This is a genomic window from Chitinophaga fulva, from assembly GCF_012927205.1.
Classification (GTDB): domain Bacteria; phylum Bacteroidota; class Bacteroidia; order Chitinophagales; family Chitinophagaceae; genus Chitinophaga; species Chitinophaga fulva.
On sequence record NZ_JABBGC010000004.1, the window covers coordinates 230,714 to 247,969 of the forward strand.

The window sequence follows — 17,256 nt, forward strand, 5'->3', positions numbered from 1 at the left end:
GTAATTATCAACCAGCATGTATATTGTTAATAATAGTAAGCGCCTTATCCTGATTGTTGTATGGTCATTGTGGTGCAGCATCGTCACTGCACAGCAACTGCAATGGAATGTGGATAAAGCAGCGGTCAACCGTCATACAGCTGAACTGGTGAAAGGGCCTGGTAAGATAAGATGGGCCGTCCTGAAGAAAAACAGCGCGGCCACAACAGACAGCAGCCAAACACCTGCCGATCTGACGTTTTCCGTCAGCCTCCCACGGGCAGGCACCTACGAAATGATCACCTGTGCCGTTACTGAACAAAATCTGGACTCCCTCGTGAAACATGGGAAAGTGGAAACGTCACATATCAAAATACAATTCCCCGGACAACGTCCTACTAAACGCATCGTATTCGACAGCTGGAACCATTCCATACAGGTAGCCGGTAAATTTGATCTTTCCACACCACGGCAACAGGTGAAAATATGGCTGCCTAAAGGTATCCGCCTGCAATACATCGCGTTCAAGCCCTATGCGCCACCAGCAGCGCCGGCCGCTGCACAGCAATATAAACCCACTGTGGCGCCACGACCGGGGAGGCCACGCTTATGGCTAAACGAAGAATCGCTGCCGGTGATTAAATCCCGCCTCCTTACCGGCGAAAACAAAGCGGCCTGGGAGAAGGTGAAGGCATCAGCCCGGCAACCGTTCACCTTCGCTTTTGATCCGGAAAAGGAAGTGTTCTACAACGCTGCATTGGAACAAGCTGCGGAAAATAAAGCTTTCTATTACCTCATGACCGGCGACACGGCCATCGGCCGCCAGGCGGTGGAACTGATCACTCACTACCTGACCATGCTGGAATTCGGCAACGTGAAATATGGCGACATTACCCGTGAGGTAGGCCGTGCTATCTACACCGGTGCGCTGGTGTATGACTGGTGTTACGCGCTACTGGACCCATCCACGAAACAGACGTTACGCTATCACATGATGCGGCAGGCCCGCGAAATGGAAATAGGCTGGCCCCCCTTTGACAACAGCGCTATCAATGGTCATGGTAACGAAGCGCAGGTCAACCGCGACCTGCTGGCTATGAGCATCGCCATTTATGATGAAGACCCATTACCTTATCAATACACTGCTTACATTATCCTCGAACAGCTGGTGCCCATGCGGAAGTTTGAATATACTTCGCCACGGCATAACCAGGGCGTAGACTACGGCGCTTACCGCTTCGGCTGGGAAATGCACGCCGCATGGCTGTTTCAGCGCATGACCGGCCATCCCGTTTTTGATGACAATATCAAAAAACTGCCTTACTGGTGGCTCTATATGCGCCTGCCCGACGGGACCATGCTGCATGATGGCGATATGTTCAGCGTGCGTGCCCATCGCCTGGCCAGCTACTGGAAGCAGCCGCAAACCATGCTGCTCTGTTACGCCTACGCCAACAACCCGATACTGAAAGCAGAATTTGAAAGAGAAGGAGGACTGCCGGATAATCCGGTGCTGTTCCTGTTGGTCAACGACCCTGCACTTAAACTGTATACCAGCCTGGCTTCACTGCCATTAACCCAAAGCTACGGGAATGTTATTGGCGGCATGGTAGCCCGCACGGGCTGGAACAATCAACCCAACAGCAACGATGTGATCGCACAAATCAAAGGCGGCGGTTATCATTTCGGCAATCACCAGCATGCCGATGCCGGCGCACTGGAAATATACTACCACGGTATGCAACTGGGTCATATAGGACTGTATCTTTCTTATGGTACGCCGTATGATTTTAATTTCAACAAGCGGTCCGTTTCCCACAGTATGATGTTGGCCATTGATCCGGCGGAGCCGCTACTGTTCCGCACCAAAGCTAATGACGGCGGGTCCCGCTTCAGTCAGCGCTTTCCGGTTACGCCGCAGGAAACAAAGACTGATCCGTGGTTTAATTACGGTACCGTGGCTTCTGCTGCCTATCATCCCGCGTCCGCAGAAGAGCCCGGCTACAGCTATTTCAAAGCAGACCTCACTGCTGCATACTCCGCCAAAATGCAGCAATACACCCGCAGCTGCTGTTTCCTCGACCTCGGTCGTGACGACGTACCTGCGGCTATTATCCTCACGGATGATATGACTACCGTGCAGGCATCTTTCAAAAAATACTGGCAGGTCACTACGTTGCAACAACCCGTGCAAACCAGCACCGGACTGGTATTACACAACGCGGTGAATGGCATTGCCGGGAAAACATACATGAATATGCTGCTGCCGGCACCGGAAAACAGGCAAACGGAAATATTGAGCGGAGACAGTGCTACCAGTACTTTTGGGCATCCTTATACGGTGAGTTCTCCGGTGGTGTACCGGGTGATGGTATCGCCACAAACAGCCCGGCAGCAGGACCGCTTCCTGACGGTTTTCCAGATGGCCCGGGAAAATGTGACACCGCTGCCGGTGAGCTATTACGAAGCTGCACAACGATATGTGATCACCATTGGCAACCGCATCGTGGTGATGGCTTCAAGCTCCGGCCTGATAGACGCGGCGTTTGAGCTCCTCGTTCCCGGTGATCAGCCTTACGAGGTGGTGATGACAGGCCTTGCCCCTGGCTTCTGGAATATGCAGGACAGTAATGGTAAAATAGTGAGCACTGTCAATATCGCTGCGGGAGAAAACGCCTGGTCTTTCCATGCCAAAGCAGGAACGTACAAGATCTCACCGGGACGGCCTTACCGCGATATCAGGAAATAAACTTCAGGATGGTAACGGTTCACCACAACCCGAAATCTCTACCAGTTTTTTTACGTCGGTGATGCAGATTTTTTTGCCAGCGATCGTGAGTACACCGGCTTGTTTGAAAGCGGATAAAAAGCGGGTCACATTTTCAACACCGGTACCTACCATGTTGGCAAGATCGGTGCGGGGTATTTGTATCAGGATGTCTTCGCCCGCTGGTGTTTCGTCTTTAAACTTCTCCCGTAAAACAATCAGGGTAATGGCTAACCGCTCCTGTACGGACCGGTGTGTGAAGGCGGAAATGCTGTTGGTCAGCACCGTAAATTCATGGCTCAGTGTTTTGAGCAGGCGTCGTGCGAGGCTGCCGGAGCGGTTTAGCAGCTGCAGAAAATCTTCTTTCGGTATAAAAGCGATGGTGCTTTCTTCCAGCGTGGCGGCAGAGTCGGGATACCTGCCTCCTGCGAGGATGGCGTGATAACCTACCAGTTCACCGGTATTGGCCACATATATGATCTGCTCTTTCCCGTCTTTGTCGACCCGGTATTTTTTGACTTTCCCTTTTTGAATATAATAGATACCGAAGGCGGGCGCGGCTTCCCGGAATATGACTTCTCCTTTGTTATAACGTTGGGTGGTCATCAGGGAGGTAAGGGCAGCGTGTTCTTCTTCCGGCAGGTTGCTTAACACAGACCGGGAGCGGAAATTCCATTTATCGATAGGAAACAGGCCAGATAAACTCATCGCAGGCCAAAGGTAAATTTTAATTTTAAAATGCTAGTTTTGGTCGCAATGAGCAAAGGTGTCTTCCCGATAGATCAGTGGGATTTCAGAAGTGAATCCGTGTTGATGGACCTCCCGCAGGAGGTATATGACCGGCTGATGGTCCATAAGACAGAGCGGATATATGAACAGCATGAAATCCTTTTCCGGGAAGGAGCTTTCCCTTCCGGGATATTTTATATCGTCAAAGGGAAAGTAAAAAAATATAAAGCCAACAGGGAAGGAAGGGAGCAGATCGTTAACCTGGCTCATACCGGTCAACTGATAGGCTATCACGCAGTGCTCTCTGAAGAACGTTACCCTGATACCGCAGCAGCGCTGGAAAAAAGTACCATCGCTTTTATACCGAAAGAAGATTTCCTCGATGCGCTGGACCATTCGCCACTGCTGACAACCCGGCTGCTGACTACGCTGAGCCATGAATTTGCGGTACTGGTGAACAACCTGACCATGTTTGCTCAAAAAACGGTCAGGGAGCGGCTGGCGCTACAGTTGTTGATAATGCGCGAAAAATTCAGGGATGATACGATCAATCTGAACAGGGAAGACCTGGCCAACCTGGTGGGAACGGCCCGTGAAAATGTGATCCGGGCACTGGCTGCCTTCAGGGAGGAAGGCCTGGTGGAAACACGGGGCCGCAAAATTATCATCCGGGATGTGGACAAACTGATGGCGATTGCCAGTTCTCCGTGATTTAAGCCACTGCCGGCGCCTTTATACGCCGCACCATCTTCCTCATCCGCACACGGAACAGGTCATAAAACAATGCTATGACCAGCACGCCCGCCGGCAGATAAAATGTATTATAAGACAACCGGAGAAAAGCATACCCGCCTACGATACCGCCTCCCAGGAAAAAGAAGATGATGACCAGCCGGAGAATAATTTTTTTCCTGACATCTGTATCAGGTGAATGTCGATTGAATAATATCGTATGAAGATCAATACCAAGATCGGTGAACATACCCGTCAGGTGCGTTGTGCGTACTACATACCCTGAGATGGTGGACACCAGCGCATTCTGCATACCCATCGCAAACAGGAGACTGCCTGCGAAGTATTCCGTTTGCAGAATACTTTGCCGATAGGTATGCCCGAATGTGCCCACCAGTATAAGGATAATCATCTCACAAAGAATGGGTATCATATAACCCCACCGCCTGAAAGGGCCGGTTTTACCGGAGAAAAGACTGGAGAAAAAAGCGCCTGCCAGGAAAAGCAATAACCATAACGCCACCATCCGGGCCGCCCTGAAATCGCCGGTGGCGAGTTTGTGTGCCAACAGCGCGGCGTGCCCGGTCACATTGGTGGTCAGCACGGCGAAGGCAAAGAGCCCCGCCGCATTTACCATCCCTGCAGTAAAACAGAGTAATACCGCCAGTCGTAGGTTATGTTTGTAATTTCTTTTTCTTCCGGTGTGGCGCAGCATGGGTAGAGGCCTGTTTTATTGCAGTTCCGGGCATCCCCGAAGGCAGATCAGTGCGTAACGGAAACTGCTCCATTGTGTGCTGTCCCATTCCAGCGGGGACTGTTGCTCCAGCCATGTTTGCAGTTGAGCAGCCATATCATCGTTTGTGATGCCGGAAATAATTTGCATCACCTGTTGTTTGTCTGTGGCCTGTTTTAATGCTTCAATAGTTGATGTATGCTTCTCTGTTATCATGATAATTTTTTTAAGATCGTTTTACCCACATTTTCAGCAGGAAGTCCACACTGGCATCTACCAGCTGATAAGTTGGCGGTATTTCATCTTCGAGGCTGTGGAAGGTGACCACCCGGGTGCCGCCCGGTTTATGGGCCAGTCCCTGGAACATTTGCCGGCAGTAGTAATGATACAGGCTGGCGGAGTATTCCGTATCCTGGTCGATATGACCATCTTCGGCGAGGTTCTCAAAAAATGCGTTGTAAAAGTAGAAGTGGTCGAAATCGTCAAAGTCTATCTGGGTAACGTTCCCATGAATAAACTGTGCATTTTCCACTCCCGTCAGCCGTTGTGCGGAGCGGGCAAAATTATGCAGTTCTTTGCGTTGTTCGATACCATAGAAAGTACTTTCCGGGTAATGGTGCGCGCCTAACAGGCAGAATTTACCCACGCCGCTGCCTACATCGAGGATGCGGCCGCCCAGGCCGGTAGCCAGAAAGCGGGCTGCTTTGCGGGCTACTTCCACCGGTGTCCAGTGCCGTCTTGATAATTGCTGAATTCGTTGCGGGTACAGCCAGTCAAAAGCTGCGTCATTTACATACCACGTTGGGCTTGCGGTTATTTCGTTCATACCGGATGCAAAGTTAGTCCACTGTAGCGTTAGCGGCGCTGATACTTTTCAGGAAAAAAGCTGCAAAAAGTCACTTTTTGAAATCTTCGGGGAGGGTAATATTTGCGAAGAAGCGGGTAATTTCTGAGAACGACATCCTTTGAATTCCCCTTAAATTTAATACCTTGGAAGCAAATTACAACCAAAATAATTGATCGCATACCGGATGGGTTTTGGATAATGACCGACCGGTTTTATCTGTTTTAAAATTGCCAACCGTCCTACTATATGATGATACGGCCCTTTTCAGAAAAGTGGCCCAGGGTGATGAAACGGCTTTTCGGACACTCTTCGACCGATATTGGGATACCGTGCACGGGGTTGCATTGGCATTGACCAAATCAGCCACCACGGCAGAAGAGATGGCGCAGGACGTTTTCGTGAAACTGTGGCTCAAACGGGATAAACTGGCAGCAGTAGCCAATTTCGAAGGCTACCTGTTCATGGTGGCACGCAACCATATCTTCAATACTTTCCGAAAAAAAATACAGCTCACTTCTTTTACCGATCATCTGTTGGATTATGCAGCCAACCATATGGCCGCCGCAGATACGCCTGACAAACGGCTGCTATGTAATGAACTGGAAACACTGGTCGCACAGGCGGTGGACCAAATGCCGCCACAACAACGGTCAGTATACTGCATGAGCCGCCAGCAAGGCCTTAGCCAGGAAGAGATTGCAGACGCCCTGCATATCTCCCGGCATACCGTGAAAAGTCATATGAACAAAGCACTACACCTTATCCGCAACTACCTGAGGGAACACGCTACCCTCGAAATGTTGCTTCTCTTTTATTTTATGGCGATGAACGCCCATTAAAAAAATTTTTTTCCCAACTCATACCATCACCCTTTATCTGTGTCTTTACTAGACATAGCAACCCTCATTGCCCATGGAACAGACACGTTTGAAAGTGCTGCTGCGGCGTTATCTCGACAATTCTCTTCCGCCGTCAGCGCTGAAGGAACTGATCGCTGAGCTGCAACAGGATACACATCAGGATACAGTTTTACAGGAGCTGGGACAGGCGCTGGCTGGCGGCGCCTATGCCACGCCTACCGACACAGAGAAGAAGGATATTATTTTCCGCAGCATCCTTCAGAAAGCAGCGGAGCAGGAAGCAGCCGCTGTATTACAACCAGTGAAGCGCCACAGGTCCCTGTGGAAAGCGGCCGTGGCTGCCATGGTGATCATACTGGCAGGGGTGGCAGCTTACTTTGCAGCAGGCCACCGGTTCACGAACCATCGTCCGGTGCTGGCCCGCCAGGATGTGCAGCCCGGCGGCAACAAGGCAATGTTGCTCCTTGCTGATGGCAGGTACGTTACCCTGGACAGTACCAATAAAGGAACGCTGGCACAGCAGGGCAGCGCTACCGTGTCCCAGACAGGTGGCGGGCAACTGGCCTACGATGGTCCAAATGCTAATGATAAAGAGATCGTATACAATACCGTTTTCACACCGCGTGGCGGTCAGTTCCGCATTGTATTGCCAGACGGTACCAAAGTATGGCTCAATGCTGCTTCATCACTGCGTTTCCCCACTACTTTCCCGGCCAACGAACGCCGCGTGGAAATTAACGGCGAGGCTTACTTTGAAGTGGCCCCGCAGCAGTCATCTCCTTTTAAGGTAGCAGCGCCACATGCCGAAGTAACGGTACTGGGCACACATTTTAATGTAAACTCCTATATGGACGATGGGGCGGTGAAGACAACGCTGCTGGAAGGCCGTGTCCTTGTGACCCATCAGGGCCGTACCGTGGCGCTTAAACCTGGTCAGCAGGCGCAAACGAAAGATGGTATCCGCATACTGGAACAAATAGACACCGATGCATTAATGGCCTGGAAAGACGGGCGCTTTTCCTGTAATGATATTCCATTGGAAGACATCATGCGGCAAATCAGCAGATGGTATGATGTCCAGGTGATTTTTAAAGATAATATTACCGATACCTATAGTGTAGAAATTTCCAGGGATGTACCCCTGTCTAAACTACTGCAATTCCTGGAATTGAGCGGGGGCGTGCATTTTGACGTTAATGAAAAAACAATTATCGTAAAAAAATAAAGAAAGACAACCATTCAGGCAGTTATCATCAGATGCAATAAAAAACCGGGCAGTGTTCGCGGCACGACCCGGCAGATTGTTGGATCAGGACTCTTATACAATCATTTTCGGGACTGCTAATTGTTTACATCCAAACTCTAACAAAAGTATGCAAAATGTTCTTTGTAATTCCACATTACTGAAAGACTGCCATGCCCCCGGACCAAGGCGGCAAAAGGCATTCATGGCCAAAATCGGGTTGATCATGAGGTTGACACTTATTCTTATGCTGGCGTTCATGCTGCAGGTACAAGCAGCTACCAACGCTCAAACGATCACGCTCTCGCTGAAAAATGTTCCGCTTAGGACCGTGTTCAAAGCCATCAGCCGCCAAGGCGGCTACAATTTCGTTTACAACAATAACCTCCTGCAACAAGCGGGCAAGGTGGATATTGAAGTCAACAACGCGCAGGTGGAAGATGTACTGAAACAAGTTTTCCGGCATCAGCCTGTCACCTATGAGATCATCGATAAGACGATTATCATCCGGAAACCTGCTGCTGTAGCGGCGCCGGTAGATAATGACCGTCCCGCTGCACCGGCAGCCACCATCCGTGGCCGCGTGACAGATGAAAAGGGCGAGCCCCTGATCGGTGTGACCATCCAGCTGAAAGGCGCCGCTGCCGGCGCTGTGACCGGCAACAACGGCGAATTCCAGATCAACATACCGGACAATTCCTCCGGTATCCTGGTCTTCACTTTCCTCGGTATGGAAAAACAGGAAGTCCTGGTGGGTAAACGCGTACATGTGGACGTAGTGCTGAAAAGAGCCGTGGCACAACAACAGGAAGTAGTGGTAGTAGGTTACGGCACACAGAAAAAAGCTACCGTTACCGGCTCCGTCGCTACCATCAAAGGAGAAGAGATTGCCCGCGTGCCTACGGCCAACGTCTCCAACGGACTGGCAGGCCACATCCCCGGCGTTATTGCCAATAACCGCTCCGGCCGTCCGGGCGACGATTACTCTTCTATCAGTGTGAGAGGCTTCAACTCCTTCAGTGGCGGTACCGCGCCCCTCATCATCATTGATGGTATCCCCGACAGGAACATGGACCGTATCAATCCCAATGATATCGAAAGTGTGACCGTCCTCAAAGATGCATCCGCGGCCATCTACGGGGTACGTTCTGCCAATGGGGTGATCCTCATCACGACCAAAAGAGGTAAGACAGGCAAACCTACTATCACCTATGAAGGTACTTATGATATTCAGCAGCTCACCCGTATGGACCACCGCGTGCCCGCATGGCAATACATGACCTACTACAATGAGCTGAATGGTTACCAGGGTAATTCTATTCCCTATAAACAGGCGGATATCGATAAGTACAAAGCCGGCAACGATCCTAACTATACCAGCACCGACTGGCAACGTGCGGTGTTCCGGAAAAACGCTCCCCAAACCAATCACAGCATTTCAGTAAGAGGTGGCAGTGAAGCGGTGAAGTTTTTCGTCTCCGGCCAATACCTCTCCCAGCAAAGCAACTGGGCCAACAGTGATGAAAACTTCAAAAATTATAACCTGCGTTCCAATATCGATGCATCAATTTCCAAAAACCTGAAACTGACGCTGGATGTTGCCGTGAGAAAAGAAGACCGTAAATACCCCGCACTCAGTGCCGGAGACATCCTGCATGAAACCGTGAGCATGTATCCTTTTATCCCTGTACACTGGACAAACGGATTCCCTTCCGCTGGTATCTCCGCTGGCCGCAATCCCTATACCATGACATCGTCAGCTCCGGGATATGATAATGTGACCGACCTCTTCGTGCAGCCTAAAATTGGCTTCGACTGGCAGCTGCCGGCTATCGTGAAAGGGTTGTCTATCAGTGGGTATGCTGCTTTTGACTACCGCCAGCGCAGCGAGAAAAATTTCACCCGTCCCTGGGATGCCTATAGCTATAGCCTTTCTACCAACACCTACAACAACCAGAAGCCCAGTACCGCTATCCTGAGCCTCTTCCAGGACGAACGTTCCTATAACGAGAACACCTATTTCTACAAAATTGCTTTCGACAGAACATTCGGAAAGCACAGTATCAATGCTTTTGCCGGATACGAACAAACGGCTTCTACCTACCGGCAAACCCTCGCTTACCGTAAAAACCTGCTGAGCGATCAGCTGGACCAGCTCTTTACCGGAGGCACTGTTGACCAGAACGCCAACGGCAGCGCGAGCCAGGATGGCCGTGAAAGTTACCTCGGCCGCGTGTCCTATGCCTATGCCGATAAATACCTCGCCGAAATAGTAGGCCGCTACAATGGTTCTTTCAACTTCCCGAAAGACAGGCGCTGGGGCATGTTCCCGTCTGTATCGCTCGGCTGGCGCATCTCTGAAGAAAACTTCTTCAAAGACAACGTGAAGTTTGTGGATAACCTGAAACTCCGCGCTTCATGGGGTATCATGGGTAGTGATGCAGTAGCCAAATATCTCTACCTCGCCCGTTATTCGCTGGTAAGCAATATGAGCACCAGCTATTTCGAGTATCCGAGAGAATACAATACTTATTTTGGGCCTAACTACACGGAGGCGACTGCGTTGTACCTGACTTCCGCCCCGAATGCCAATATCACCTGGGAACAGCAGGATACGCGTAACTTCGGCCTGGACGCGGTATTGCTGAACAATCATCTAAGCGTGACCGTAGATTATTTCCGCAACGTGCGTAAAGACATCCTGGCGCCAAGAAACGCATCGGTACCATTGTATGCCGGTCTTATCCTGCCGGATGAAAATATCGGCAGAACGCTCAACAGGGGCTTCGATTTCATCGTCAATTACAACGGACAGGCAAGTGCCGTGAAATATAATGTGGGCGCCAACTTCACCTATGCGAAAAGTAAAGTGCTGTTCCGCGACGAGGCACCCAATATCCCCGATTATCAAAAATCTACCGGCCTGCCTATCGATTCCTGGGTAGTGTTCGAAACAAAAGGTATTTATCATACACAGGAGGAAGTAGACAAATCCCCTCATATGGCCGGCGCCAAGGCCGGCGACCTGTGGCTGGTGGATAAAAATGGTGACGGCGCCATCACCTACGATGACCAGGTACGTATACCCGAATCCGCTACCCCGAAAATTGTATTCGGTATCACGATGGGCGCCGAATACAAAGGTCTCGCAGTAGACCTGGTATGGGCCGGACAAACAGAAGCCAAACAGCTGATCATCCCGCAGGGACAGAGCGCTGTGGTAGCACCGCCACAATGGTTGTATGACGGCCGCTGGACACCGGACAACCCTAATGCCGAATATCCCCGCGCCTTCAACTCCAAAGATCCCAGGAACAATGTCTATGCTGACTTTTGGCTGGTAGATGCTTCTTTCCTCCGTCTGAAATCCGCACAGATCTCCTATAACATTCCGAAAAACCTGTACCGCAGCATTGGCATCGAAAATATCCGGGTGTTTGTAAGTGGTTTCAATCTCTTCTCTATCGACAAGATGAAGAAGTTCTACCGCGATCCGGAAACCAATAACATCACGGGTGTCAACTATCCGCAAACAAGGATTTATCGCGCTGGTATCACCATCGGTCTGTAACCACTTTTATGACATTTAAATCTATTTACTGTGAAAAGAATATACCGGAGAATAGGCGCTGCACTACTTGCTGCTTTGTTTTTAACGGCCTGTCAGAAAAATGTGCTGGATAAAGTGCCCTTGGATTCCTTCTCAGACGAATCTGTCTGGAAAGACCTACGCCTTGCCCAGGCCTTTGCCGACTTTCAATATAACATTCTGCCCAGCGCAGGTCACTACTGGGATAACCTGAGTAACCGCTCCTGGGCCCTCTCCTCCGCCAGTGATGAGGCCTTCAACAGGTTTGATGATTACAACACCTTTACCATGAATTCAGGCTCCCTTACTCCGGACAACCTGAGCAACTTTGACATATGGGAGGAAACGTACAAACGCATCCAGGATTGTAATCTCTTTCTTTCAAGAATCGACGGGGTGCCTGGCGATGACGCCGTGCGCAGCCGGTTGAAGGCCGAAATCACCTACCTGCGGGCCTATGCCTACTTTAAACTCATCAGTGATTATGGTGGCGTGCCACTGGTGACCCAGGCTTTCAACCTGAACAGCAATTTCGTCATGTCACGCAGTACTTTCGATGAATGCGTGTCCTTCATAACAAAAGAATGTGACGCGGCAGCAGCGGTATTGCCCGGTAGCTACGGCAACAGCGCGGCTGAACTGGGAAGGGCCACCAAAGGCGCTGCTCTTGCGCTGAAATCACGGGCACTGTTATACGCTGCCAGTCCGCAATGGAACACCGGCAATGATAACGCAAGATGGCAACAGGCATCTGATGCCGCCAAAGCGGTGATTGATATGCCTAACTACCAATTGTTCACCGGCCCTTACACCACCCTGTTCACCACCTTCAATACGGAGCTGATCATGACCCGTGGTATGAACAAGCAGTACCTGTCTGCCCACACTGCCGTGGAAAGATTCCTCGCTCCCAATGGTTTCCGCGGCTGGTCATCTTTTGCGCCCAGCCAGGGTTTGGTAGATGCCTTCGGTATGGCTGACGGCAAAGAGATCAGTGATCCGACTTCCGGTTATAATCCGCAGGACCCGTATGCTAACCGCGATCCCCGTTTTTATCATGATATCCTCTGTGATGGCCGTCCCTACGGAAGGCCGGAGTATTTCAAAGACCGCTATAATGCAGGGCACAGCAACGTGGTGGAAACATACGAAGGTGGCCTCGATACGGAAACAGGATGGGATACCTGGAACTCCAGCTATACCCGCTACAGCTTCCGCAAATACCAGGATACGACCTTTAACTACAGGGTGGAAACACAAACCAACAAATTCTGGGTGGTAGCCAGGCTCTCCGAGATATACCTGAACTATGCAGAAGCAGAGTTCCACCTCGGACATGAAAACGTAGCCCGCCAATACCTGGACCTGCTGCGTCACCGCGCGGGCATCACTACCGATCTGCCCGGCGCCCTCGCCGGCCCGGACCTGCTGAAGAAAATCCAGAATGAAAGACAAGTAGAGCTGTGCCTCGAAGGACATCGCTACTATGATGTACGTCGCTGGAAGATCGCAGACGTAACGGAGAATAAACCTCTGAATGGGATCAAGATCGTGAAGAATGCCGATGGTTCTAAAACTTACACTGTCATCAAAGTACAGGACCGCGTGTTTAAGCCGGAGCATTATCTCCTGCCTATTCCCCGCGACGAGATCAGAAGAACAAACCTGCCTCAGAATCCAGGATATAAATGATAACCATTAAAGTGGTCAAGCGCATGAAACACCGATGCATAATGACACTACTGCTGGTAATACTGGGGGCGTGCAAAAAAAGCACCGCCCCCGACAGCGGTAGTCATCAAAATGACAAAATACAAATCGCCGTCACCGCCCCGGAAACCGGTTACATCTACCTCGATGGCGCGTACACCGGCGTGCAGACACCCGGCAATATCGCCGTCAGCGCCGGTAAACACGTGATCGGCGTAGCCTTGCGGAACACCTGGCAGTACCTGCGAAAAGAAAGCAATGTCACCACCGCCGCTACACTGAATTTCACCACGGCAGACAAACCCGCGCCCAAAGTATGGAAAACGCTGTGGATAGGATTGTACGAAACAAAAGGCATTTCCAGTGCCGGCGATTGCAGCACCCATTTCTCCCAGGCTGAGCTGAATATGGGCTACGACTTTTTCCAGTGGAGCATTCAGCAGCACTTTGAGAAATATGCCTACAATACCATTCATTGGGACCTCACCCGGAAAGATATCACACTACCGGTATCGCTTACACGTGGAGCCAATGGTAATTTCACGGTAGAACCATCGACCATCGCGGCGTTGATGCCGGAGATACAGCCCGGCGCATACGACTGCGTATTCGTTTTCTGGCGGGAAAGTGAAGGGGCCTGCAGTTTTAAAAGCAGCTACTTTGGCCTCGCATGGACCAACCCGCTCAAAGAAAACATCAAAACCGGCTATGTCACTGTTAAGTTCGACGCCGGTACCAGCCTGGCCGATAGGATCAACTACTACAAAACCAATGACCCGGGCGTATGGCTACACGAATGGCTGCATACCGTAGGTGAAAACTTCTACCAGGACAAAGGTCTGCAACTGCCGGCCAAAGCGGGTGATGGCCTCGTGGTGCACGCGGCGGAAATGTATAACTATATCTTCCCGTGGATGGACTGGTACCGTGATTTTATGGCTGGCAGCGTGGTCAACGCCAGTGGCTCCCCGCGTTATCTCGGCATCGGTCCGGAAGCTTTCCTGGGCTGCTCTCTCCGCGAAAAAGCAGCCAACACCTGTAAGGATTAATCGTTCATCATCTCACAGCAAATAAATGAAAAAACTGTTATCCGGTATACTGATGTTAGCGCTGATGCATACCGCCACCGCACAGAAATTTGAAGGGCTGGCGCCTACGCCGCCCATGGGCTGGAACACCTGGAACACTTTCCAGACGGCCATGAGCGAGAAACTGATCATGGAAACGGCGGATATCATGGTGTCTTCCGGTATGAAAGATGCCGGCTACGTCTACCTCGTCCTGGACGATGGCTGGATGACCATGGAACGCGACAGTCTCGGTAACCTCGTGCCCGACCCGCAAAAGTTCCCACACGGCCTCAAAGCTGTCGTGGATTATGTACATGCCAAAGGCCTGAAATTCGGTATGTACAACTGCGCCGGCACACTCACCTGCGCGAAATATCCCGGTACCCGCGGATATGAATACCAGGACGCACGCAACTACGCAGCATGGAACATCGATTACCTGAAATACGATTGGTGCAATACCCACGGCATCAACGCTAAGGAGGCATATACTACTATGAGCAACGCCTTGCGCAAAGCGGGCCGCCCGATGATATTCAGCCTGTGCGAATGGGGCGTTAACAAGCCATGGGAGTGGGGCGCTCCGGTGGGCCAGCTGTGGCGTACTACCGAGGATATCTGGCAGGTGTTTGATTCTGTACACAGTCACGGTACCTGGGACGCGCTCAGCGTGATGCGCATCGCTGATTTACAGGATACGCTGCGCCGTTATGCCGGCCCCGATCACTGGAACGACCCCGATATGCTGGAAGTAGGCAACGGGATGACCTATACGGAAGACAGGACGCACTTCTCCCTTTGGGCCATGATGGCTGCTCCGCTGATGGCTGGCAACGATATCCGTAAAATGACGCCCGCCACAAAAGAAATACTCACTAATAAAGATGTGATTGCCATCGACCAGGACCCTTTAGGCATACAGGGTTTCAAATTCTCCGATAAAGACAGCCTGCAGATATGGTTCAAACCACTGCAGCACGGTGATTGGGCCGTGTGTTTCCTGAACCGCAGCAGTCATGAAGCAGCCGTGAATTTCAACTGGAAACAAACCACGGTGGTGGATAACGTTTTCCACTATACGCTGAAGCAAGATATCAACTATGCCCTGTACAACGTATGGACGGGCAAATACGAAGGCACTACCAAAAAGCCGTTTACCGCTGCCATCAAACCACACGATATGGTGATGTTCCGGTTAAAGCAACAGTAACCAATGAAACGATTCCTACTGGCGTGCTGCCTTATCAGTTGCAGCATCACGGCCCTGTCACAGGGCGCAGTTTTTACGACTACCGATACGGCAGTTCAGCAGGCTTACCGCTGGGCTGCCGGCATGGTACAACACTATCGCGGCCAGCCGAATGATGCCGTTGGCCCCTGGTACGAGGCTGCCCTGCCTTCCCGTAACGCCTTCTGCATGCGCGACGTGGCACACCAAACTATCGGTGCGGCCATCTGCGGACTGGATAAAGAAAACAGCAATATGCTACGGGCATTTGCTACGCATATCGCGGAGAAAAGAGACTGGTGCTCTTATTGGGAGATCAACAAATTCGGGCTTCCTGCTCCGGAAGATTATCGCAACGACCGCGAATTCTGGTATAACCTGAACGCCAACTTCGATGTGATGTTCGCCTGCTGGAAGTTATACCGCTGGACTGGCGATAAATCATATATACAGCATCCGGCGTTCGTTCATTTTTTTGATAAAACGGTGAGCGAGTACATTGATCAATGGGTGTTGCAGCCGGATTCCCTTTTCACAAGGCCGCTGCATCCGAATGCCCCCGTACCTTTCAATAAACAGGATTATTTCCATCGCTGCCGTGGACTGGCTTCCTATGTGGAAAATGTCCCGGACCTGAAAATGGGCGTAGACCTTATTGCGGCCATCTACCGCGGATTGTCTTCCTTCGCTGCTATGCAAACAGGGAAGGGCGATACCGCAAAAGCAGCCCTGTATCAAAGAAAAGCGGAGCAATACCGGGAAAAAATAGATGCTTACTGGTGGAATGCCAGCGATCACCGTTACTACACCTGGTACAACGGCGCTGGTCAGTTTGGAACAGGAGAAGGAGAGATGTTCCTGCTCTGGTTCGATGCGCTGAAAGACACCGCCAGAAGTAACCAAACGATAGCACATTTGCTGGCCGGTCAATGGAATGTGGAAACCACTTCCTATCTGCCGGTGATCTGCTATCAGCAAGGATACTGGCGGCAGGCACGCAACTACATCCTGTGGTTATCTGATCCGGCCACGCCCCGGAGGGAATATCCCGAGGTATCTTTCGGGGTGGTGGAAGGCATTATTCGTGGCCTGATGGGCATAGAGCCGGATGCTGCATCACAGCGCATTACCACCCTCTATAGGGGCAATACAGCGGATACCGCTGCTGTACGCGGATTAAAAGTGATGAATACGGAGATAACGGTTACGCATACCGGAAAGCAGTCCACTTTTCAGCATTCAGGCAGACAAACACTGCTTTGGCGCGCGGCTTTTGCGGGTAAGCATGATCGCATCATTGTACAAAATGTGTCCAGGACAGCCAGTTTTCGGACAGACAACAACGGACAAATCATATCTTTCATTGATCTGAAAGTCCCCGCCGGAAGTATCATAAAGGCCGGAATAAAATAAGGAGCAGAACTTTTAGGGGCTTCCCCGGCAATGGCCACCAGCTTCAGTAAAACTGTAATTGAAAACCCGATAATAGAGGGCGTAGTCATAAAGTGATGCAGCCCTGTCACTGTAAAAAGGCCCTGAAGCATTTGCTCCAGGGCCTTTTTAACAGTACCGCTGATGTTGGCTTGTTGCGCTACTGCCGCCAGGGTAATCAGGCAAAGGAGAAAGCCTGAAACGATGGCCTTAAATGAAGTCGTCATGTTTGGTTGTAAAAATTTCCGCAAAACTATCTTGACTTGTAGGGGCTGGTAATCCTATCGGGAATTTGTTTTGTGTGAAACGGAAAAAATAGAAGGCGGGAAATCGTTACC

Annotated in this window: 13 protein-coding genes; 9 read left to right on the forward strand and 4 right to left on the reverse strand. The window is 50.9% G+C overall.

Annotated elements, in window-relative coordinates:
- Window positions 1-16: 16 nt before the first annotated feature.
- Entirely contained in the window at window positions 17-2,728 is a 2,712-nt protein-coding gene (locus HHL17_RS29265; protein WP_169228406.1) for a hypothetical protein, read from the forward strand.
- Window positions 2,729-2,731: 3 nt separating this feature from the next.
- Here the strand turns inward: HHL17_RS29265 and HHL17_RS29270 are convergent, their stop codons facing one another.
- Window positions 2,732-3,454 (reverse strand): Crp/Fnr family transcriptional regulator, encoded by a 723-nt coding sequence (locus tag HHL17_RS29270; RefSeq protein ID WP_169228407.1) that lies wholly within the window; start codon window positions 3,452-3,454, stop codon window positions 2,732-2,734.
- Between the two features lie 30 nt (window positions 3,455-3,484).
- Here HHL17_RS29270 and HHL17_RS29275 point away from each other — a divergent pair, with 30 nt between their 5' ends.
- Window positions 3,485-4,186 carry a Crp/Fnr family transcriptional regulator gene (locus HHL17_RS29275; protein WP_240975996.1) on the forward strand — a complete coding sequence of 234 codons (702 nt, stop codon included), beginning with the start codon at window positions 3,485-3,487 and terminating at the stop codon, window positions 4,184-4,186.
- Between the two features lies 1 nt (window position 4,187).
- On the opposite strand, the gene HHL17_RS29280 is transcribed toward HHL17_RS29275, so the two are convergent.
- Genes HHL17_RS29280 through HHL17_RS29290 form a run of 3 tightly spaced genes read right to left on the reverse strand, consistent with a single transcriptional unit; the run spans window position 4,188 to window position 5,766 of the window.
- The gene (locus HHL17_RS29280) at window positions 4,188-4,922 is read right to left on the reverse strand and encodes a YoaK family protein (RefSeq protein WP_169228408.1); all 735 of its coding nucleotides are present in this window, start codon (window positions 4,920-4,922) and stop codon (window positions 4,188-4,190) included.
- Window positions 4,923-4,937: 15 nt separating this feature from the next.
- Window positions 4,938-5,156 carry a hypothetical protein gene (locus tag HHL17_RS29285; protein WP_169228409.1) on the reverse strand — a complete coding sequence of 73 codons (219 nt, stop codon included), beginning with the start codon at window positions 5,154-5,156 and terminating at the stop codon, window positions 4,938-4,940.
- Between the two features lie 10 nt (window positions 5,157-5,166).
- Window positions 5,167-5,766 (reverse strand): methyltransferase domain-containing protein, encoded by a 600-nt coding sequence (locus HHL17_RS29290; protein ID WP_169228410.1) that lies wholly within the window; start codon window positions 5,764-5,766, stop codon window positions 5,167-5,169.
- 248 nt (window positions 5,767-6,014) lie between these two features.
- Here HHL17_RS29290 and HHL17_RS29295 point away from each other — a divergent pair, with 248 nt between their 5' ends.
- The 7 genes from HHL17_RS29295 to HHL17_RS29325 all read left to right on the forward strand — a co-directional run bounded on the left by HHL17_RS29295 (window position 6,015) and on the right by HHL17_RS29325 (window position 16,900).
- Complete coding sequence (locus tag HHL17_RS29295) at window positions 6,015-6,626, forward strand: RNA polymerase sigma factor (protein WP_169228411.1); 612 nt, start codon at window positions 6,015-6,017, stop codon at window positions 6,624-6,626.
- Window positions 6,627-6,699: 73 nt separating this feature from the next.
- On the forward strand, window positions 6,700-7,872 hold the full coding sequence (locus tag HHL17_RS29300; protein ID WP_169228412.1) for a FecR family protein: 1,173 nt from the start codon (window positions 6,700-6,702) through the stop codon (window positions 7,870-7,872).
- A 244-nt stretch (window positions 7,873-8,116) separates the two neighbouring features.
- Window positions 8,117-11,461 carry a TonB-dependent receptor gene (locus HHL17_RS29305; protein ID WP_169228413.1) on the forward strand — a complete coding sequence of 1,115 codons (3,345 nt, stop codon included), beginning with the start codon at window positions 8,117-8,119 and terminating at the stop codon, window positions 11,459-11,461.
- A 30-nt stretch (window positions 11,462-11,491) separates the two neighbouring features.
- Window positions 11,492-13,171 carry a RagB/SusD family nutrient uptake outer membrane protein gene (locus HHL17_RS29310; RefSeq protein ID WP_169228414.1) on the forward strand — a complete coding sequence of 560 codons (1,680 nt, stop codon included), beginning with the start codon at window positions 11,492-11,494 and terminating at the stop codon, window positions 13,169-13,171.
- Window positions 13,172-13,212: 41 nt separating this feature from the next.
- Window positions 13,213-14,238, forward strand: a complete 1,026-nt coding sequence (locus HHL17_RS29315; protein WP_169228415.1) for a hypothetical protein — start codon at window positions 13,213-13,215, stop codon at window positions 14,236-14,238.
- Between the two features lie 25 nt (window positions 14,239-14,263).
- The gene (locus HHL17_RS29320; RefSeq protein WP_169228416.1) at window positions 14,264-15,469 is read left to right on the forward strand and encodes a glycoside hydrolase family 27 protein; all 1,206 of its coding nucleotides are present in this window, start codon (window positions 14,264-14,266) and stop codon (window positions 15,467-15,469) included.
- Between the two features lie 3 nt (window positions 15,470-15,472).
- Entirely contained in the window at window positions 15,473-16,900 is a 1,428-nt protein-coding gene (locus HHL17_RS29325) for a trehalase family glycosidase (protein ID WP_169228417.1), read from the forward strand.
- Window positions 16,901-17,256: the final 356 nt, after the last annotated feature.